Source organism: Carnimonas nigrificans ATCC BAA-78, from assembly GCF_000526695.1.
Taxonomy (GTDB): Bacteria; Pseudomonadota; Gammaproteobacteria; order Pseudomonadales; family Halomonadaceae; genus Carnimonas; species Carnimonas nigrificans.
In genome coordinates this window covers 1-18,196 of sequence record NZ_JAGO01000002.1, presented here as the reverse complement: position 1 = coordinate 18,196, position 18,196 = coordinate 1, and the positions used below count along the sequence as shown (strand labels likewise).

The following is an 18,196-nucleotide window of genomic DNA, read 5'->3' as shown; positions in this document are numbered from 1 at the left end:
AATTACTTTAAATCAATGCGTTAACAATCCTGTCGTGTCAAAGCGACATGTTAAAAAGACCTGTTTCGATATGATCTCAGTCAATAGGACTCAACATCAGCAGTTGCTGCGCCAGCTCACTCCGCTGTTCACCGACCTGAGCAGAGAGATGCCATTGCGCACGCGCTATCAGCGTCTGCTCGACGTGCTCAAGCAGGTTATTCCCTGCGAAGCGGCAGCGCTACTGAAACTGGACGGCGGCACCCTGCAACCCGTCGCGGTGGATGGGCTGGGCAAGGATACGCTAGGGCGGCGCTTCGAGATTGCGCATCACCCGCGGCTTGAGCATATCATTCGCGCTGACGGTGCCTATCTGTTTCCGCCGGACTGCCCCTTGCCTGACCCTTACGATGGGCTTATCGAGATGAATCAGGGGCTGGTCCATGACTGTATGGGCTGCGCCATCTATATTGACGAGACCCTGTGGGGCGCCATGACGATGGATTCCCTCACGGTCGGGAGTTTCTCCGCCTCGGATCTTCCTGTGCTGGAAGCCTTCGCTTCACTGGCGGCGGCTTCGATTTCAACGGCGCTGCATTTCGACGCCATTCGGCATCGGGCCGAAGATCAACAGCGCCGCGCAGAAGCCTATCGGCTGCAAGCCTATGACGCTGCCGGGCCGGTACTGGACGGTCAAAGCCATGCATTCAGGGAGCTACAGAAGAAAATTGATCTGGTGGCTGCCAGCGAAATGCCGGTGCTCATTACCGGTGAATCCGGCGTCGGCAAGGAGCTGGTCGCACGCGCGCTACATGCGCGCTCAGCGCGTGCCGATCAACCGCTGGTCAGCCTCAATTGTGCTGCGCTTTCCGAAAACCTGATCGAAAGCGAACTGTTCGGCCATGTGCGGGGCGCTTTCTCAGGGGCCACTCAGGATCGCCCCGGCAAGTTCCAAATGGCGAATAACGGTACGTTATTGCTTGATGAAATTGGCGAGTTGCCGCTCAGCGCCCAGGCCAAGCTACTGCGCGTGCTGCAAGAGGGCGAGCTACAGCGGGTAGGCTCGGATCGTGATCATCGTGTCGATGTGCGCATTCTGGCCGCCACCAACCGGGAGCTGGAGGAGGAGGTCAAAGCAGGCCGTTTCCGCATGGATCTCTATCACCGGCTGAGCGTATTCCCGCTACATGTGCCGGCGCTGCGAGAACGCTGCGATGATATTCTGCCTTTGGCCGGCACCTTCGCCGAGGAGAACCGCTCCCGCATGGCACTACGCTCCCTGCGCTTTTCGCCCGAGGCTCAACAGGCGCTGATGGCGTATGCGTGGCCCGGCAACGTGCGCGAACTTGAGCACAGCATCGCGCGGGCCGCACTTATGGCACGCAGCCACGCCGATGACAGCGGCGTTGTTACCATCACCCCGCCTGATCTTGGCCTGCTGAAATCGTCCGCAGAAGTGGATTCACCAGCATCACGGGAGAGCGCCCCTCAGGAAACCCTCGGGCTGCGCGACGCCGTTGATGACTTCCAGCGCCATCAGATCAGCCTTGCCATCACGCGAGCCAACGGCAATATCTCCGCAGCGGCGCGGGCCTTGGCAATGGATCGCGCCAATCTGGTGAGACTGGCGGGTCGCCTTGGCCTTGCACTGCCTACCCGAAAATCACGTTCTGAATCACAGCCTGGCTGAGGTCCAGACATCGCCACTGCAGCAGATGACTGTTCTTTCAAGGAGTGTCCATGACGCATATTCAACTGAAACGTGCCTATACCGTCCCTGAGCAGAGCGACGGACAGCGTATTCTGGTCGATCGCCTGTGGCCGCGCGGCAAATCGAAGGAACAGGAGCAGCTAACCGCCTGGCTCAAGGAGATTGCTCCGAGCACGGAGTTACGCAAATGGTTCGGTCATAAAGCCGAACATTGGCAGGAGTTCAAAGCGAAATATCGCGCCGAGCTGGAGGCCAACCCCACGGCGATCCAGGAGTTGAGCCGCTATCTGGACCAGGGCAAGGTCACTCTGCTCTATGGCGCCAAGGACGAACAGCATAATCAGGCCGTTGTGATTAAGGAGTATATGGAGCATGTATCATAGTAAGCAAACTACGTGCAAAACTGGGCGCGGGAGAAAAGCTCAAGACGCCTGCCCAGTAGCGGCATCAACCGGCAAGAGACCTTAAACGGGGGCGCTATGGCTCCCGTTTTTGCAAGGTGGCGAGTTTTTTATTCAGGCACCGTCGATACGCTTGATGGATGCGTCGGTTACCGCCCGCGACAGTGGCCGCCTCTGATAGTAAGCGATAGCCCAGTGGCTTATCTGATACACCAGTAGAAATTGTTCGAGATTCAATGCGCCAGGAATACGTGACATTAACCAAATCATCCTGTCTGGCCGCCGTGTGCGCTCTTTTATTGAGTGGCTGTGCTCTGCCAAGCTTAAAGGACCGTAACGAAACGCGCGTACTTTCCCAGCAGGAAACCAGCCAGACCTCTCTCGGCAAGGCCGTCAGCAAAGAGGTTCAACAGCACCAGGGAGAAGCCGGCTATGTGGCGCTGGCCGATCCGCTGGAAGCCTTTGCCAGCCGCGTAAAGCTGGCCGATGCGGCAGAGCGCACGCTTGATATCCAATACTATATCTGGAGCAAGGATATTACCGGCACTCTGTTGCTGGACGCCGTTCACCGCGCCGCCGAGCGTGGTGTCAGGGTGCGTTTGCTGGTGGATGACAACGGTATTCCCGGCATGGATCAGCAGCTCGCCGCGCTCAACAAGCACCCCAATGTGGAAGTGCGTCTCTATAACCCCTTCGTGATCCGCATTCCCAAATGGCTGAATTACGTAGTGGCGTTCCCGCGCCTCAACCACCGTATGCACAACAAGTCGTTTACCGCTGATAACCAGGTGTCGATTGTCGGCGGCAGGAATATTGGCGATGAATACTTCGGCACCGGCCATGGTGTTATCTATGCCGACCTGGATCTCGCCGTTGTTGGCCGCGTCGTAAATGTTGTTTCGCAAAGTTTCCAGCTCTACTGGACCAGTGAATCAGCGTACCCCGCTGAACGGATATTGCGCGACGTTGATGAATCCGGCGAAGAGAAGATAGGGGAAGAGCTAAATAAACAGCTTGCCAGCAAGGAATCCAGCACCTACGTCGATTCCCTGCGGCGCTCCCAGCTCGTCTCCAGGCTCACCGAGGGTAAGCTACAGTTCCATTGGGCGCCGATGACGCTGGTGAGCGACGACCCCGCCAAGACCGTTGACAAGGCCGATGACAGCCAACTGTTGATCGGACAGCTACCCAAGCTGATGGGCTCGCCCCAGCACAAGGTAAATCTCGTTTCCGCCTACTTTGTGCCCACCCAGAGCGGCGTGGATACCTTTAAGCAGTTAACCGATAACGGTGTTGATGTCTCCATTCTGACCAACTCGCTACAAGCCACCGATGTCACTGCGGTGCATTCGGGCTATGCGCGCTGGCGTCCTGAGCTGCTCAGGGATGGTTCCCATCTGTTCGAACTGAAGCCAGCCGGAGGTTCGGACAACAAGACGCGCCTTTCCGGGCCGTTCGGAAAATCCACCTCCAGCCTGCACGCCAAGACCTTTACGGCAGATGGCAAGCGCGTTTTCGTAGGTTCCTTCAACTTCGACCCACGTTCGGCACGTATCAATACAGAAATGGGCTTTTTGGTCGATAGCCCACATCTGGCCGAACAGATAGATGACTCGTTTGAACAGCAGGTTCCTTATGTGGCCTACGAAGTCAAAATGGACTCGCAAGGCAAGCTCTATTGGATCGAACGTAACGCCGACGGCAGCGAAACACGTTACGACAAGGAGCCGAACGCGGGCGCGCTGAAACGAACCGCCGCCTGGTTCATGTCGTTCCTGCCGATCGAGTCGCTGCTGTAATCACACAAGCACTGCCTTCCCGCGACAGCGCTTGCTTCCACCTCCGCAACACACAAAGGCACGCCCGAAAGCGTGCCTTTTATCGTAGTGTGAAGGAGCGCGTTACTGGCTGGTGAAGCGCGGTTCAGGCAGCAAGGGTGGCTCGCTGGAACTCATGGTTTGCAGCCAGTTTTCCCACTGGTCATGTATCCGCGTTTCGAGAAGCGCAAGCTTGCGTGAAGCAGCCACCATGCCGCGAATCGAGCCACCTATCGCATCCTGGTAAGAAGCCGTACTCGCCTTGTCGATCAAGGTATCCCACGCCTTGTCTTCAGCTTCGAAGGCTTCCAATGTCTTGCGACGATTGTGATCAGCATCATCATCGGATAATGAAGCTTCCAGATGCTTGCGAATAGCGCTGACGTATTTCTGATTAACGGCTTCTATCTGCGCTAGTTTGGTACTGAAGCAATCATTGATATCGAGGGTGTTTTGCTGAGCGTTGTCGGAGCATTCCAGAGTGAAGGTTTCTATCTGTTTGTTCTCAACGCTGCTGTAAGGCAGCGCATCCGTATTGCCCGTTGCTGCCTGAGAATCTGCCGCTGCACTTGAGCCAGCAGCACCAAGCCCCATGGTGAGGCCCGCCACAATGACCCACGTTTTGCCTGAAAAGATACGCATGATGTTGCTCCAAACCGTTGATGGAAAACCTGCCTGACATATGTGAAGCATACTCGCGCGCCCTCTTCCCATACTGAAAGCGCAGATGGCCTATCGTTCAATCAGACGTTTGGTCAGCGCGGCGTGGCCGGAGGTCGCCCTGCCAGCATCAGTTTCGCATCCTCGCGATCAAGGGAGATGCCATAAAAGCGCTGATAAAAGTCGGTAACGGCAGAGACCATTCGTGCTGTATCAACGTTACCCTGCTGCACAATCTGTTTCGCCCATTTGATTTGCAGCAGCAGTTCCGGCCCGTAGCGATCCCAAGGGAAAATGCCCGCAGGGTTACGATAGACCTTGCCCGCCTGCACTGCTTTGAGCTGCTGCCAGAGCGGATTCTGCTGCAACGCCTTCATATCACCGGCAGTGCCGCCGACGATGATGATATCGGGCTGCCACGCTAACAACTGCTCCATCGCTACCGGCTGCTTATTGCCAGTAACGGTACTGGCTGCGTTCTTCCCACCTGCCGCGCGAATCCATTCATTGATGATCGTGTGGCTGCCGTCTACCCGCAGCGGCGCGGTCGATTCGATATGCACCACCGCTGGTCGGGAAGTCGCCTCGCTCGGCTGGCGCAGCGCTTCTTCCAGCGCCTGCTGGTACGCCTGATTGCGTGAGTGCGCCAGCGGTGTATCAATCACACTAGCGGTGTCATTCAAGCTCTCGCGCATACCGCTAAAGCTGTCGAAGCCTTCTTCCTTGACGACAAGACCCAGCCGACGCAGCGGCGCTGCAATCTGGCTGCCTTGCGGCACGAAAGTGACATCGGGCTTGAGCGCCAGTACGGCTTCGCCATTAAGACGCGGTGAAGGAAACTGCTGCGCCTGCTCGAACTGCGGCACCAGCGTGAACATCCATGGCAGCATCGACGGCCTTGCCACTGTACCGACAATGGCATCCTGCGCCCCCAGCATTACCAGCGTGGCATTGTGGGCATACCATCCTTCGACGATGCGTGCAGGGGCGGCACTCACAGAGCCGACCGGCAGAGAGCCGAGCAGCGCAGCGGCCAGTAGAGAGCAGAGTATTCGTTTCATTATAGATACTTGAGAGTCGATGAATGTACGGCAACAGCCCATCGTTAGAAGCCGGACAGCCACCACACCATTATGGCAGCAGCCCTTTTTCAGCAGCAGGATAGAAGAACCGTCGCCCGTGCTGGTCAACCTGCCTCAACGGCAAGCCATACAACTGCGACATGCGCTCAACATTAATCACCTGCGCAGGCTTACCATCAGCCGCCAGCGTGCCGCCTTCCAGCATAATCACGCGTGAGGCATAGGCAAACAGCTCCTCGGGCGCGTGCGAATTCATCACGATCGTGTGCCCTTCCTTGACCAGATCAGCGAGCAGCATCAGCAGGCTCGCCTGGCTGCCAGGATCGAGTCCTGCCATCGGTTCATCCAGCAGAATCGCCCGCGCCCGTTGCGCCAGAGCGCGGGCAATGGTCACGCGCTGACGCTCGCCGCCCGATAACGCCACCACCGAGCGCTCCGCCAGCGCCATGATGCCCATACGCTCCATGGCCTCATCAATATACGCCTCATCGTCGCTATCAAGACGCGCCAGCACGCCGCGATGAGGCACCCGCCCCATGGCGACCATTTGCCGGACACTGTAGCCAAAACTGTCGAGCCGCTGCTGCGGCACATACGCCAGCCAGCGCGCTATTGCCCGTGGCGAATAGTGCGCCATCGGCGTACCGGCCAGGCGCGCCGTGCCTGCGGTGGGCGGCGTGATACCCGCCAGAATTCTGAGCAGAGTGCTTTTGCCCGCCCCATTCTTGCCCAGAATGCCGACGAACTCCCCTTCTTCAATCGTCACAGAGAGATCGTTCAGAATGGCGCGCTTGCGGCGATAGTGGAAACCGATGCGCTCTAGCGTCAGCAGTGGCGCGGCGCTGGTCGATGTCTGGTGCATTTAACCCTTGCCTCCATTGAGTGCTCGCCCTACCCGATACAGCACCAAAATGAAGGCGAGCGCGCCGGTCAGCTCGGTAATCACCCCCAGCGGTATTTCACTGATCGACAGCGAACGCGCCAGCGTGTCCGACAGCACCATGCACAGCGCCCCTGCCAGCGCACATACCGGCATCATCTGCCGGTGCGACGCCCCCACCAGAATGCGGGCCACATGGGGAATCAGCAGCCCCACCCAGCCAATAATGCCCGCCATCGAAATGGTCATCGCCGAAGCCAGCGTCGCAATGCCGATCAACAGCAGTCGCTGGCGCTTCACTGCAATGCCGAGGCTTTGGGCTTCTTCATCGGGCAGGGAGAGAATATCCAGCAGCGGCGCCAGACGCATCATGATCGCAATCAGCACCAGCATCGGAATGCTGATCCACTCAAGCATCTGCCAGTTGGCCTGCGCCAGCGAGCCGAGCAGCCAGTCCACAATGGCCGGCAGTTGATCCAGCGGGTCTGCCAGGTATTTAAGCAGCGAGAGCGACGCCGTGAATACCGCATTGGCAATCAGGCCACCCATCAACAGACTGAGCAACCCTTGCGCCTTGAAAACCCGCGCAATGCTCATACCCGCCGCCACCGCAATCAGGCCGCCGGTAAAAGCGCCCGTTTGCACCAGCAGCGGATTAAGACCAGCAATGATCATTACCGCGGCACCGCACGCAGCACCACTCAACACACCGAGCAGATCGGGCGACACCAGCGGGTTACGGAACACCGCCTGATAGGAGGCGCCCGCGCAGGAAAGCGCTGCACCGATCAGGATCGCCGCGACGAGGCGCGGCAAGCGCGATTGCAGCACAACAGCAGTGGTCACTGGGTCAGATTCACCGTGCGCTCCCAGCGGGGCCGCCAGTAGCTGCACCAGTTGTTGCCAATGCACGCTGTAACGCCCCATGCAGAGCGCCGCTACGCTGACCAACAGCAGCGCCAGCAGCAACGATGTCACCACCATGGTATAGCGACGCATTAACGTGCAGCCTCGCTCATCAGAGAACTCCTTGCAACGAATAGGCGTACAAGTGTGACTGATATTGGGCGGAGCAGCCATGGGTCAGAGACGAGCACAAAGAGAAGGGCACCGCGTGATGCTATCGACGAACAGTACCACCAGCGTGCTGGCATCATCCCGGAAAGCGATCATTTGCTACTGCCGTTTATTACTTCAATGAACGAATTCTCAGCCTGGTCTTAATGCCCTGACTGATGATCCTTTATCCGAATAAACACGCTATATTGGCAGCGCTTTCTCACTGTTAACTGATGTAACCCGACAGTATTGTTTTATATGGTTTGCTTCCTGCTTCTGTAGAGCGTGGATATAACATACCGCATCAGCCTTACTATATAGACAGCGATTACTGAATCCATGCGTGAGTAAACATTATTTTACTTGAGGCACTTCACAACGAGCTGCTACTAATACAAGCGCACATAGACATACTGATGTTTGGCAATGGAAGGATGATCTCCATGAAGAAGTTTGTAGGCACTATCGCAGCGGGCGTACTGTTGGCATCCATGGCTGGCTGCTCCAGCTCCCCCTCAGAAGATCAACAGCCCGCGGATGCCGACCAATCGACAATGGCTCCCGCCAATTCACAGGGTGCCGCAGCGCCGACCCAATCCGCGACCCCGCCTGCCAGCAGCGGTGCCTACGCGCCTGCTCCAGCCCAATAAGTCGCTTCGGCACTTTCGCAAGACTCGCGGCCAGGCTGCCCTTCATGGGGCAATCTGGCCGCGGTTTTTTTGCCTATTTTCCTGCAAAGTGCGCTTCAAGATCCTTCACCGCCTGATAGATAAGGGCGGGAGTTGTTTCGTACATGGAAACCTTGAGTAGCGCATCATCCTGGGCATCGTCAGCCATACTGCGAAGCTGCGCTTCGTTTAGATAACCGATATCGAGATCATCCAGACATTTGGGTAATCCAAGCGCGGTATAGAAAGGCACCAACCGCTCTATTTCGTCCCAGTTATGCTCGTAGGCCAGATTGACCATGACGCCATAGGCCACCTTGGTGCCATGCAGATAGTGGTGAGTCTCAGGAAACGCAGTAATCGCATCATGAATGGCGTGTGCGATGGTCGCTCGCGCGTAGGCATCCCCAAAGCCGCCCACCAGCCCGCTGAGGGCGATAATGGTTTCAGCGACCTTGACGAAGGTGTCGCTAACACGCTGGGTATTACGGTCAGCGACCGCCTGCGCCCCCTCTTCCACCATCACCTGCTTGCAGGTATACGCATGACCACGGGCAGCCTGAAGGAAGGCGCTGGCCTGGGTCTCTTTGCGTGCCAGAATCTGTTCGGATTCGTACCATTTGGCGATGGTGTCACCAATTCCCGCCACCAGATATTTTTCAGGCGCGGTCACGATAATACGCGGGTCCACCAGCAGCAATCCTACCTGCTTCTTCAGCCAGTCCACGTCCTCGAACACCCCTTCATCGCTGTACATCACGCTGAGCGGCGCCCAGGGAGCACAGTTGCTTGCCAGAGTAGGAATCACCACGGAATAGAGCGGCACGATATCTTCAGCGACATGTTTGACCACATCCACCAATTTGCCGCTACCGACACCAATAATGGCCTGAGCCGACGTTTGCTGAACCCGTTCGGAAATTCTGGCTACTTCGGCATAGGTCGATTCGCCGACAAACGCATGTAGCGTTAGCTCGACATCGCTAGCAAAAAGCGCGTCAAGGAAGGGCTTGGCATTGGCCCATGATTCATTGCCATGCACCAGAATGGCCTTCTTGATGCCATGCGCCCGCAAACGCTCGGGCAGCGTATCCATGACACCAATGCGACATTCGTATTCCTGAGGGCCGGGCCTGACAATAAAGGGAGCTAAAGACATCGTATTACCTGCGTTGCGTATAGATCGGAAAACAGCTGGCGGTTAAATGTAGCGGCCAGCGGTATCTCCCTACTCTCTACCTGATCGGCCTGGTTGTCGAATACGGCGGCGGCGAATCTTGTCAGGCGTTATTTATGCCGCTTCTGAGCGCTTTCTCCTAGCGCCTGCTCACCGAGCGTAATGGCCTTCCAACGCCATAACCATCCGGCCAGAACGTCTTCGTACAGGTGGCTACATTCGACTTAAACTTCCTTTAATGTCGTCGAATATCACCTAATACCCGTCACGATCAATATCGTGCCCATACATGGTTGATGGAAATATTCTGCCCGATATTTATTGGAAAAATGGTACTATTGAAGGCAATGTCTCTACGGTAAAGAGCATGGATGGCGCGAGTCAGAGCAACCATCCGTGCAGCAAGACGAACAATGCAACGACCATATCCGCAGTCAAGGCGTCTCACGCCAGGGTCTCTTTAACATCCGGTATGGATGATCGCTGATCGGCTATTAGCGCCCGCGACTTACTGTGCGCCGCGCCAGCAACTCAAGCGCAAATATCCAACAGGAAGGATGGGCGAACGCTTGCGTGGCGGGATATATCGAACGCTTCTCTTCAATAAGCGCGTTGCATTCAAAGCTTACTCCTTTGCCCATGAGCAACAAGACTCGATACGCTTCTAACCCAGGAAACGACGATACGCAATGGAACAATCAACACCCCCTATTATCGCCATTATTGGCTGCGACGGCTCAGGCAAGTCAACGGTAGGCGAATTCGTAGTCAACCGGCTGCGGCAGTATGGCCCTACCGAGGCAGTACACCTGGGTAAACAGTCAGGCACCATCTTCAGGAAAATAATCCAATGGCCGCTGGTGGGTCAGTTCCTGGGCAAGAAGATCAAGAAAAAAGGCTCGAAGTCGAAACAGCGTGTGGAGAGCAACAAGCTCCCTGAGCTATTGCCCGCTCTGGTCAATGCCTTCTTCGTGCATCGCAGGATCAAGCGTTTTAAACGAATGCTGTCACTGCATGAAAAGGGCAATACGATCGTTACCGACCGATACCCGCAAATGGCTTATCCGCGCGCCTATGATGGGATAAAAATGCCCCCTACACGTGAAGGCAGCCCATTGGTGGCAAAACTTGCGGATTATGAACTCAATGCTTTCAAGTGGATGACCAGCCATCGTCCTGATCTTGTTATTCGGCTTAATGTCGATATTGACACTGCTTATGCGAGAAAGCTTGACCATGATCGAGCGGCATTAAAAAGAAAAATAGATATCACGCCAAAGCTTGAATACCAGGGCGCGCCCATTGTAGATATTGACTCTACCCTGCCGCTGGAAACCGTATTGGCGCAAATCGACGCTGCCCTCGCGCAACGTGGTTATACTCGAAAAACGGTTACCTCCCAGAAAGCCTGATTAACAGCCATCCTATTGTCTGAGCTGTTTGAAGCCTCTTAAACAGTTCGGACACCATGCGACCTGTAGCGTAATAACGCCATAAGGGCCGCGACACACATTATTATCCACCTGCCAGCTCCCTATAACTCCCTCTTCTGGCATGTAACTCATAGCGCCAGACCAGCCATGATTGCCCACTCTATCATCACTGCAATCAGTGACTGATGTCGTATTGCTTTATGAAAAATATGGTGGTTACGGTCAAAAATGCATGCTTCAGCATGCATCTCTTCCTGATTCATGGCGTCGATAATCCATATATGTCGAGCTCCTGCTTATTTTTACCCTTTGGTCGCAACGACGAAAGGTGAATTGTCCACACTATCCGACAACATTACCGTGAATAAAAATTGTATTCAGAAGATAGACAATGAAAAGACAAAGAGATTCACGCAACTCAGGACGGTCTGTTTCCATGCCGATGACAGGGGCGGAGTTCGGCCGCAAGTCATCGCTTGAGGCAACATTAAGACGCCGCATCATCAGCATGGAAATCGCACCTGGCTCTGTCGTGGATGAACTGTCTCTCGGCCACGAGTTTGGCCTCTCTCGCCCGCCTGTGAGGGAAATAATGAGAACGTTAGCAGTGGAAGGTTACATCGTTCTTGAACAGAACCGCCCGGCCAGAGTGACAGCGATGAACTATCAAGCGTTGCACAGTTTCTTTTTGGCAGCCCCACTTATCTATACCGCCGTATCACTGTTAGCTGCTACTCATGCAACAAAAGAACAGCTTCAGGAGCTGAAAAATATCCAACAACATCTTCGGCAGTCAATGGTATCCAATGATACTAACGCTCGCGTCTATTATAACAATCAGTTCCACTACATGATTGGAGTCATGTCATATAACGACTATCTGCTGGCAAGTTTGCAGCGCTTATTGATAGATCATGCACGGCTCGCTCATACGTTTTATTCAGCTCAATCAGCGCTAGGGCACAAAGAAGATATGGATAAAGCGATAGCTCATCATGACCAGATCATCACAGCGATAGAGAACCGAGACAGCCAAAAGGTTGAACAATTGGTACGAGAACATTGGGAATTATCTCGACAGCATCTAATGGAATACGTGATACCAGACGAAGCGTAGATATGTATCTATTTAATAACCAAGACAACACCAGTTAAATCATTACTTTTAATCACATCACCATACTATTGCCCTATATACCTTCAAATGTGTCCAGGACAACCCAATACTAATGTGGGGTCACCAACGATGTCTGTATTACACTTTCGCTCCTCTATCGACAAGAAAAAGCTCGCGGACCCCACATCAGAAAATGCGCGTGGACGTCCACTGAACTACGCCACAACGACTCGTCATTCTCATCGGGTCAGCGCTCTTCCCCAGGATGACAAAACGCCAGGGTGGTTCTATACCAGCCGGACGCGAATTGCGATGCCAACGCCCGAGCAAGACCTGAAAGCCCCTTGGGTAGTGCTAGGAGCAGGCTTCACCGGTCTGTCAGCCGCACGTCAATTGGCACATAACTTTCCGGATGACCGCATCCTTTTGATTGATGCGCAAGAAGTAGGTTTCGGTGCTTCAGGCCGAAATGCGGGTTTCCTGATTGATGTTCCTCACGATATCAGTGCACCTGACTATATTGGTGACCACCGCATTGCCGCTCATACGCTGGCGCTGAACAGGAAAGGGCAAATGATGTTGAAAGCACTGGTGGAAGAGCACCAGTTAGCCGATGCCCAGTTACAACATGCAGGTAAATATCAGGCAGCAGCGAGCGCCAAAGGCAATGCTGTACTTAAGGCCTATCAGGGAGGGCTTGAAAGACTGGGCCAGCCTTGCCAGATGATTGAGGGCGCAGAGCTAGGCCAATTGCTGGGCACAAACTACTATCAGAAAGCGCTGTACACCCCGGGTACCATGTTGGTACAGCCTTCCGCACTCGTTAAAGGGTTAGCAGATACACTGCCCGATAATGTTGAGCTATTCGAAAATACGCCCATTACCGCTGTGGAATATGGCCCCTATATTACGCTTCATCACCCCCATGGCACGATCACTGCCAAGCAGTTAATTCTCGCGAATAATACCTTTGGCACCCATTTTGGTCTGCTCCCTAAAACCCTGGTACCGCTCTTCACCTATGGCAGTTTGACACGTCCGCTTAGCGCCACGGAACAGAGCGAAATCGGTGCCTTGAGCAGTTGGGGAGTTATTCCTGCCGACCCCTTTGGCACTACCCTCAGACTGACACCCGACCATCGCATTCTGGTGCGCAACAGCTTCAGTTTTAATCCTAACGGAGCCGCCAAATCGGGTTATAACGAACGTTTTCTTGCTGTTCACAGACGATCCTTCGAGCAGCGTTTTCCCCAGCTTTCCACAGTCGATTTCGAATACACCTGGGGGGGCTGCCTGGGCATGACGCGCAATGGCTCAGGCTACTTCGGCCAGCTTGGACCCAATGTCTACGGTGCATTGGGCTGTAATGGACTAGGCACGGTCAGAGGCACTGCCACTGGCGCACTGTTGGCAGATTGGCTGGCAGGCAAACAGGATACGTTGATTGATTTTCTTATGGGATCAACGCCTCCCCCCAGGCTACCCCACGAGCCACTTCTTTCATTTGGAATAAACACCGCCCTCTGGTGGGGGCAATTAAAAGCTGGCGCTGAAATCTGACGCCACTTCCCCTTCCCACCTTTACGGAAGAAGAATCATGACCGAACAGCAACACTCGATTGAAGACGTACCGCTAAATGGCTTCCACCGCCTGCTAATGGTACGCACCGGCGGCGCCTGGCTACTCGATGGCTATGTGCTCAGCATCATTGGCGTGGTTCTGATTCCTCTGGCCAATGAGCTTAAACTCAGTGATTTTTGGCAAGGAATGATCGCTGCCTCGACCTTGTTCGGCATGTTTTTCGGCGGATTTTTAGGGGGATGGTTACCATCATATATTGGGCGTCAGAAACTCTATTTCCTGGGCCCGCTCGTGTTCGTACTATGTTCTCTCGGCTCTTTGTGGGCGGAATCAGGCATGGCGCTGTTCATCCTACGATTCGTCATTGGAATAGGGATAGGAGTCGAATACCCGGTGGCCGGAGGGTTACTGGCAGAATTTTTACCCAAAAAGAACCGTGGTCCCTTTTTGGCAGCCTTAACGATTTTGTTCTTCGCGGGTGCAGCGCTTGCCTATCTGGTCGGACTCACGACTTTACAATACGCTGGTGAAAGCTCATGGCGCTTGATTCTTGCAAGCCCTCTGGTGATTGGAGTTTTCCTGTTGATTGTCCGGTTAGGCACACCGGAATCACCGCGTTGGCTCGTTAGCAAGGGCCGGTTCAATGAAGCGGAGAACGTAATCCGCAAAGTGTATGGAAATGGCTTCTCACTGAAAAACCTGCCCGAGCAACAGAGCGAATCCTGTGCGTCTCTTGTCAGCCTGCTGCGCTCTGGCTATGGGCCTCGTCTGATATTTATCACCATCTTCTGGACATGTGCCGTTATTCCGGTCTTCGCTGTCTATGCCTTCGCTCCCAAAGTAATGCAGGCACTTCATTTAACCGGTGATTGGGAAGCGTTGGGATCAATCGTCATTACCATGCTGTTTGTTGTCGGCTGTGTGCTGGGCACTAGCCTGGTCAATGTTCTCGGTAGGCGCCCTCTGGTCATCCATAGTTTTTTATGGTCTGGCATAGCGCTATTAGGACTGGGGGCCATGTCAGACAGCGGCGAAATATCGGTGCTCATCCTGTTTGGCATTTATGCAATTGCCATTGGTGGAGCACAAATTCTTGAGCTTGTTTACCCCAACGAAATATTTCCTACTGAACTTCGTACACTCGCCGTGGGCTTCGGTTCATCCATGTCACGTATCGGCGCAGCGGTAGGTACCTGGTTAGTACCAATATCCCTTCAAACCATCGGCATTGATAACACCATGTATGCCGCTGCGGCTGTCACATTGGTCGGGCTACTGGCATCGTGGTTACTCGCACCTGAAACCCGTGCCATGACGCTACATGAGGCTGCTTCATTGGCACGCTAACCCTCACAGTCCATAACTTTTTATCAACCAGTACAAGGCGTTTTCCATGAAACTCGAAGGCATTTATACCCCAGCCATTACTCCTCTCACCTCCGAGGGTGAGATCGACATCCAGGCATTTGAAGAGGTGCTGGAGCATCTGATAGAGGCAGGAGTACACGGCATCATCGTCGCTGGATCCACGGGGGAATATTACGCGCATACCCCGGAGGAACGTGTCATGTTGGCCGAGAAAGCCAAGGGGATTATCGGCTCACGAATTCCTCTTATAGTGGGCACCGGCGCTATGCGAACCGCTGATGCCATCGAGTATGCCAAGGCAGCCAAAGCAATCGGGGCGGATGCCATCCTGGTGACCTCTCCCCCTTATGCGTTGCCAAATGAACAAGAAAACGCGGCGCATGCACTTGCCATCGACAAGGCGGCAGGCTTACCCATCATTCTTTACAACTACCCAGCGCGAATGGGCGTATCAATGGGACGCGAATACTTCCAGCAGGTAACCGAAGGCAGCAGCAATATCATCGGCATCAAGGAAAGTTCGGGGCAGACATCTCAGCTTCATCTATTGCAGCGCGAATTCCCCAGCATTCAGCTCTCATGCGGCTGGGATGATCAAGCACTGGAATTTTTCGCATGGGGGGCTCGCAGCTGGGTATGCGCGGGATCCAACTTCCTGCCACGCGAGCACATCGCACTCTATCAAGCATGTGTGGTCGAGAAGGATTTCGACAAGGGACGCCGTATTATGTCCGCCATGATGCCCTTGATGGATTTTCTCGAGGAATCGGGCAAGTTTGTGCAGTCAATCAAGTATGGCTGCGAGCTGATTGGATTACATCCCGGTGGCGTGCGCGCTCCTCTGCAAGCCATGGAAGACGATAAAAAGAAAATGCTGCAAGGAATCATCACCACGCTCAAGAAAGAAGTGGCTAGCATTACGGGGGCAACAGCATGACAGTAGAGTTACTCGATGCTCAGCAGTACGTAGCTCTCGCTGCTGACATGAAGTTCCCAACCCAGCCTTTTATTGGCGGAAAATTCCAGACTGCGGCGGCAGGCAACACCTTTGAAAGTATCAACCCCGCCACCGGCGAACATTTGGCCGATATAGCGGCCTGTGACGCCGACGATGTTGAACTGGCTGTTGCCCAGGCCAAAAGTGCCTTTGAGGATGGCCGCTGGCAACATCTAGCACCTTCAGAGCGCAAGGAAATATTACTGGCTTTCGCCGATCTGCTGGAACAGCACACACATGAGCTATCCGTCATGGAGAGCCTTGATAGCGGCAAGCCGGTCAGAGAATGCCAGCTTACTGATATTCCCGAAGCAATCCATACCATTCGTTGGCATGCCGAACTGATCGACAAGATCTACGACCATACCGCACCGGTCGGTAATGAGAGTTTGGCATTAGTGGTGCGCGAGCCGGTCGGTGTTGTAGGACTAGTGCTGCCATGGAACTTCCCGATCCTTATGCTGGCCTGGAAAATTGGTCCAGCGCTGGCAGCAGGCTGCTCGATTGTAGTCAAACCTGCCAAGGAAACGACACTGACGGCGCTGCGGGTTGCAGAACTTGCTCACCAGGCGGGAGTACCTGATGGCATCTTCAATGTTGTCCCCGGAGGCGGCCGTGAGGTGGGTGAAGCCATTGGGCGTCATCAGGATATTGCGATGGTCAGCTTCACCGGATCGACCGAGACAGGGCGTTTATTCCTCAAATATGCATCCGAATCGAATCTGAAGCAGATCGTACTTGAGTGCGGCGGCAAAAATCCGGCCATCGTACTTCCAGATGCCGAGGACCTGGACGTAGTGGCCGAGCATATTGCCAATGGCGCATTCTGGAATATGGGGGAAAATTGCTCGGCCTCTTCACGCTTACTCGTGCATGAAGATATCAAGGACGAACTGCTGAAGCGCCTTCTCATTCAATTGAAAGAATGGAAATTGGGAGACCCACTGGACCCCAATCACAACCTCGGTTCAATGGTAAGCAAAGCCCACTTCGACAAAGTGCGCACCTACATTAAACGCGCAAGCGAAGAACAACTGGATGTCGTATGTGGTGGCAACGCCAGTAAAGAGATGTTCGTCGATCCTACTGTGGTAGATGGTGTCGGCACCGACAGTCGTTTATTCAGAGAGGAGATTTTCGGGCCAGTGCTAGCGGTGACAACCTTCAGCACCCTGGAGCAGGCCGTTGAGCTAGCCAATGACTCCAACTATGGTCTGGCAGCGTCTATATACACCAGTAATTTACGGAATGCGATAAAACTGTCGCGAGCTATTAGAGCAGGCACGGTCACAATTAATTGCTTCGGTGAAGGTGATGTGACTACCCCTTTCGGTGGCTACAAGGAATCCGGCTTTGGCGGGCGCGACAAGTCCGCATGGGCACACGATCAATACACGGAGTTGAAAACCATCTGGATAGGTGGCCTGAGTTAATCCCGGATCGCTAACTTTATATGCCCCACTAATTCCGGCCATGTTAATTGGTTTTGTCATGGCCGGACCCGATTTTAGACGGCCTTTTTTTAATGGACACGTCATGTCGATAATGAAAAGCAGAAAAGCAACCTCCATTGGGCTGTTGGCCATATTCCTGTGGAGCTCCATGGTGGGCTTGCTCAGAGAAGTTAGCCAAAGCATCGGACCTGTCAGCGGGGCCGCAATGGTATATACCATCGCTTCTCTTTTGCTAATATTTACTATCGGATTCCCTAAATTGAATAGCTTTCCGCGCCGTTATTTGATTTGGGGGACGTTACTGTTCGTCTCTTACGAGTTGTGCCTGTGCCTTTCGATTGGATTCGCCAGTAATAATCATCAAGCAATCGAAGTTGGCATGGTAAATTATCTGTGGCCCACCCTGACCATTATGGCGGCCATTATTTTCAACGGTCAACGTACTACTTTGCTGATTATTCCCGGATTTATAACCGCCATGTTAGGTTCTGTCTGAAAAGTCTGCTCGCATACAGCGCCCAATGCAGGCCAGTGTCACCATGGCATTGAAGCTACTGGCCAATTTGTCAAAGCGAGAGTTGATTCGGCGTTTTTCCTTTAGCCAGCCAAATAACCTTTCTACAGCATTACGTTGGCGATACCGGGGCTTGTCAAATTGATATGGCAGTCCCGGGCGGGGAGTCCTGCGCATTCGACGATAAGGAATAATGGGACGGACTCCCTTGCTGGAACAATAATGACGCAGGGACTGGCTATCATATCCCTTGTCGGCAACTACAAAACGGCAACGTTTTAATGGTCTGCCTGATAT

Annotated in this window: 19 protein-coding genes; 11 read left to right on the top strand and 8 right to left on the bottom strand. The window is 54.1% G+C overall.

The window, feature by feature from the left end; all coding sequences use genetic code 11:
* Positions 1 to 70: 70 nt before the first annotated feature.
* Together norR and L881_RS0100400 are read left to right on the top strand one after the other, a co-directional pair.
* Positions 71 to 1,669 carry a nitric oxide reductase transcriptional regulator NorR gene (gene norR, locus L881_RS0100405; protein ID WP_025731760.1) on the top strand — a complete coding sequence of 533 codons (1,599 nt, stop codon included), beginning with the start codon at positions 71 to 73 and terminating at the stop codon, positions 1,667 to 1,669.
* A 50-nt stretch (positions 1,670 to 1,719) separates the two neighbouring features.
* Positions 1,720 to 2,073: a DUF488 domain-containing protein gene (locus L881_RS0100400; protein ID WP_034577995.1), complete on the top strand. Its 354-nt coding sequence runs from the start codon at positions 1,720 to 1,722 to the stop codon at positions 2,071 to 2,073.
* A 132-nt stretch (positions 2,074 to 2,205) separates the two neighbouring features.
* Here L881_RS0100400 and L881_RS13665 read toward each other — a convergent pair whose 3' ends face one another.
* Positions 2,206 to 2,349, bottom strand: coding sequence for a hypothetical protein (locus L881_RS13665; protein ID WP_156926454.1), 144 nt, complete (start codon positions 2,347 to 2,349; stop codon positions 2,206 to 2,208).
* On the opposite strand from L881_RS13665, the gene L881_RS0100395 reads away from it, so the two are divergent.
* A complete protein-coding gene (locus L881_RS0100395; protein WP_245587905.1) occupies positions 2,343 to 3,890 on the top strand; it encodes a phospholipase D family protein in 1,548 nt (515 codons plus the stop codon). The genes L881_RS13665 and L881_RS0100395 overlap by 7 nt on opposite strands.
* A gap of 102 nt (positions 3,891 to 3,992) precedes the next feature.
* Here the strand turns inward: L881_RS0100395 and L881_RS12555 are convergent, their stop codons facing one another.
* The 4 genes from L881_RS12555 to L881_RS0100375 form a co-directional block, all read right to left on the bottom strand.
* Positions 3,993 to 4,550, bottom strand: a complete 558-nt coding sequence (locus tag L881_RS12555; protein ID WP_025731757.1) for a lysozyme inhibitor LprI family protein — start codon at positions 4,548 to 4,550, stop codon at positions 3,993 to 3,995.
* A gap of 113 nt (positions 4,551 to 4,663) precedes the next feature.
* Entirely contained in the window at positions 4,664 to 5,629 is a 966-nt protein-coding gene (locus L881_RS0100385; protein WP_025731756.1) for an ABC transporter substrate-binding protein, read from the bottom strand.
* A gap of 70 nt (positions 5,630 to 5,699) precedes the next feature.
* Positions 5,700 to 6,512: an ABC transporter ATP-binding protein gene (locus L881_RS0100380; RefSeq protein WP_025731755.1), complete on the bottom strand. Its 813-nt coding sequence runs from the start codon at positions 6,510 to 6,512 to the stop codon at positions 5,700 to 5,702.
* On the bottom strand, positions 6,513 to 7,529 hold the full coding sequence (locus L881_RS0100375) for a FecCD family ABC transporter permease (RefSeq protein ID WP_025731754.1): 1,017 nt from the start codon (positions 7,527 to 7,529) through the stop codon (positions 6,513 to 6,515).
* 503 nt (positions 7,530 to 8,032) lie between these two features.
* Here L881_RS0100375 and L881_RS0100370 point away from each other — a divergent pair.
* Positions 8,033 to 8,239, top strand: a complete 207-nt coding sequence (locus tag L881_RS0100370) for a hypothetical protein (RefSeq protein WP_025731753.1) — start codon at positions 8,033 to 8,035, stop codon at positions 8,237 to 8,239.
* 73 nt (positions 8,240 to 8,312) lie between these two features.
* Here L881_RS0100370 and L881_RS0100365 read toward each other — a convergent pair whose 3' ends face one another.
* Entirely contained in the window at positions 8,313 to 9,416 is a 1,104-nt protein-coding gene (locus tag L881_RS0100365) for an iron-containing alcohol dehydrogenase family protein (protein WP_025731752.1), read from the bottom strand.
* Positions 9,417 to 10,123: 707 nt separating this feature from the next.
* Here L881_RS0100365 and L881_RS0100355 point away from each other — a divergent pair.
* Positions 10,124 to 10,846 (top strand): nucleoside/nucleotide kinase family protein, encoded by a 723-nt coding sequence (locus L881_RS0100355; RefSeq protein ID WP_025731751.1) that lies wholly within the window; start codon positions 10,124 to 10,126, stop codon positions 10,844 to 10,846.
* A 149-nt stretch (positions 10,847 to 10,995) separates the two neighbouring features.
* Here the strand turns inward: L881_RS0100355 and L881_RS14010 are convergent, their stop codons facing one another.
* A complete protein-coding gene (locus tag L881_RS14010; protein WP_281172161.1) occupies positions 10,996 to 11,130 on the bottom strand; it encodes a hypothetical protein in 135 nt (44 codons plus the stop codon).
* Positions 11,131 to 11,303: 173 nt separating this feature from the next.
* Here L881_RS14010 and L881_RS0100345 point away from each other — a divergent pair, with 173 nt between their 5' ends.
* The 6 genes from L881_RS0100345 to L881_RS0100320 all read left to right on the top strand — a co-directional run bounded on the left by L881_RS0100345 (position 11,304) and on the right by L881_RS0100320 (position 17,881).
* Positions 11,304 to 11,984, top strand: coding sequence for a GntR family transcriptional regulator (locus L881_RS0100345; RefSeq protein ID WP_034577993.1), 681 nt, complete (start codon positions 11,304 to 11,306; stop codon positions 11,982 to 11,984).
* A 129-nt stretch (positions 11,985 to 12,113) separates the two neighbouring features.
* Complete coding sequence (locus tag L881_RS0100340; RefSeq protein ID WP_025731749.1) at positions 12,114 to 13,544, top strand: NAD(P)/FAD-dependent oxidoreductase; 1,431 nt, start codon at positions 12,114 to 12,116, stop codon at positions 13,542 to 13,544.
* Between the two features lie 37 nt (positions 13,545 to 13,581).
* Positions 13,582 to 14,913 carry an MFS transporter gene (locus L881_RS0100335; RefSeq protein WP_025731748.1) on the top strand — a complete coding sequence of 444 codons (1,332 nt, stop codon included), beginning with the start codon at positions 13,582 to 13,584 and terminating at the stop codon, positions 14,911 to 14,913.
* A gap of 46 nt (positions 14,914 to 14,959) precedes the next feature.
* On the top strand, positions 14,960 to 15,871 hold the full coding sequence (locus L881_RS0100330) for a dihydrodipicolinate synthase family protein (RefSeq protein ID WP_025731747.1): 912 nt from the start codon (positions 14,960 to 14,962) through the stop codon (positions 15,869 to 15,871).
* Between the two features lie 47 nt (positions 15,872 to 15,918).
* Positions 15,919 to 17,364: an aldehyde dehydrogenase gene (locus L881_RS0100325; protein WP_245587904.1), complete on the top strand. Its 1,446-nt coding sequence runs from the start codon at positions 15,919 to 15,921 to the stop codon at positions 17,362 to 17,364.
* A 103-nt stretch (positions 17,365 to 17,467) separates the two neighbouring features.
* Complete coding sequence (locus tag L881_RS0100320; protein WP_281172160.1) at positions 17,468 to 17,881, top strand: drug/metabolite transporter permease; 414 nt, start codon at positions 17,468 to 17,470, stop codon at positions 17,879 to 17,881.
* Here L881_RS0100320 and L881_RS13495 read toward each other — a convergent pair.
* The coding region (locus L881_RS13495; protein ID WP_169730589.1) for a transposase at positions 17,867 to 18,196 on the bottom strand (330 nt) is incomplete at its 5' end. The genes L881_RS0100320 and L881_RS13495 overlap by 15 nt on opposite strands.

Bases quoted from the DNA above. Each gene is read 5' to 3' on its own strand.
- L881_RS0100400 (WP_034577995.1), top strand. From the start codon at position 1,720: ATGACGCATATTCAACTGAAACGTGCCTATACCGTCCCTGAGCAGAGC.
- L881_RS14010 (WP_281172161.1), bottom strand. From the start codon at position 11,130: ATGAATCAGGAAGAGATGCATGCTGAAGCATGCATTTTTGACCGTAAC.
- L881_RS0100370 (WP_025731753.1), top strand. From the start codon at position 8,033: ATGAAGAAGTTTGTAGGCACTATCGCAGCGGGCGTACTGTTGGCATCC.
- norR (WP_025731760.1), top strand. From the start codon at position 71: ATGATCTCAGTCAATAGGACTCAACATCAGCAGTTGCTGCGCCAGCTC.
- L881_RS0100345 (WP_034577993.1), top strand. From the start codon at position 11,304: ATGCCGATGACAGGGGCGGAGTTCGGCCGCAAGTCATCGCTTGAGGCA.
- L881_RS0100365 (WP_025731752.1), bottom strand. From the start codon at position 9,416: ATGTCTTTAGCTCCCTTTATTGTCAGGCCCGGCCCTCAGGAATACGAA.
- L881_RS0100320 (WP_281172160.1), top strand. From the start codon at position 17,468: ATGTCGATAATGAAAAGCAGAAAAGCAACCTCCATTGGGCTGTTGGCC.
- L881_RS0100340 (WP_025731749.1), top strand. From the start codon at position 12,114: ATGTCTGTATTACACTTTCGCTCCTCTATCGACAAGAAAAAGCTCGCG.
- L881_RS13665 (WP_156926454.1), bottom strand. From the start codon at position 2,349: ATGTCACGTATTCCTGGCGCATTGAATCTCGAACAATTTCTACTGGTG.
- L881_RS0100325 (WP_245587904.1), top strand. From the start codon at position 15,919: ATGAAGTTCCCAACCCAGCCTTTTATTGGCGGAAAATTCCAGACTGCG.
- L881_RS0100375 (WP_025731754.1), bottom strand. From the start codon at position 7,529: ATGCGTCGCTATACCATGGTGGTGACATCGTTGCTGCTGGCGCTGCTG.
- L881_RS0100385 (WP_025731756.1), bottom strand. From the start codon at position 5,629: ATGAAACGAATACTCTGCTCTCTACTGGCCGCTGCGCTGCTCGGCTCT.
- L881_RS0100380 (WP_025731755.1), bottom strand. From the start codon at position 6,512: ATGCACCAGACATCGACCAGCGCCGCGCCACTGCTGACGCTAGAGCGC.
- L881_RS0100335 (WP_025731748.1), top strand. From the start codon at position 13,582: ATGACCGAACAGCAACACTCGATTGAAGACGTACCGCTAAATGGCTTC.
- L881_RS0100355 (WP_025731751.1), top strand. From the start codon at position 10,124: ATGGAACAATCAACACCCCCTATTATCGCCATTATTGGCTGCGACGGC.
- L881_RS12555 (WP_025731757.1), bottom strand. From the start codon at position 4,550: ATGCGTATCTTTTCAGGCAAAACGTGGGTCATTGTGGCGGGCCTCACC.
- L881_RS0100330 (WP_025731747.1), top strand. From the start codon at position 14,960: ATGAAACTCGAAGGCATTTATACCCCAGCCATTACTCCTCTCACCTCC.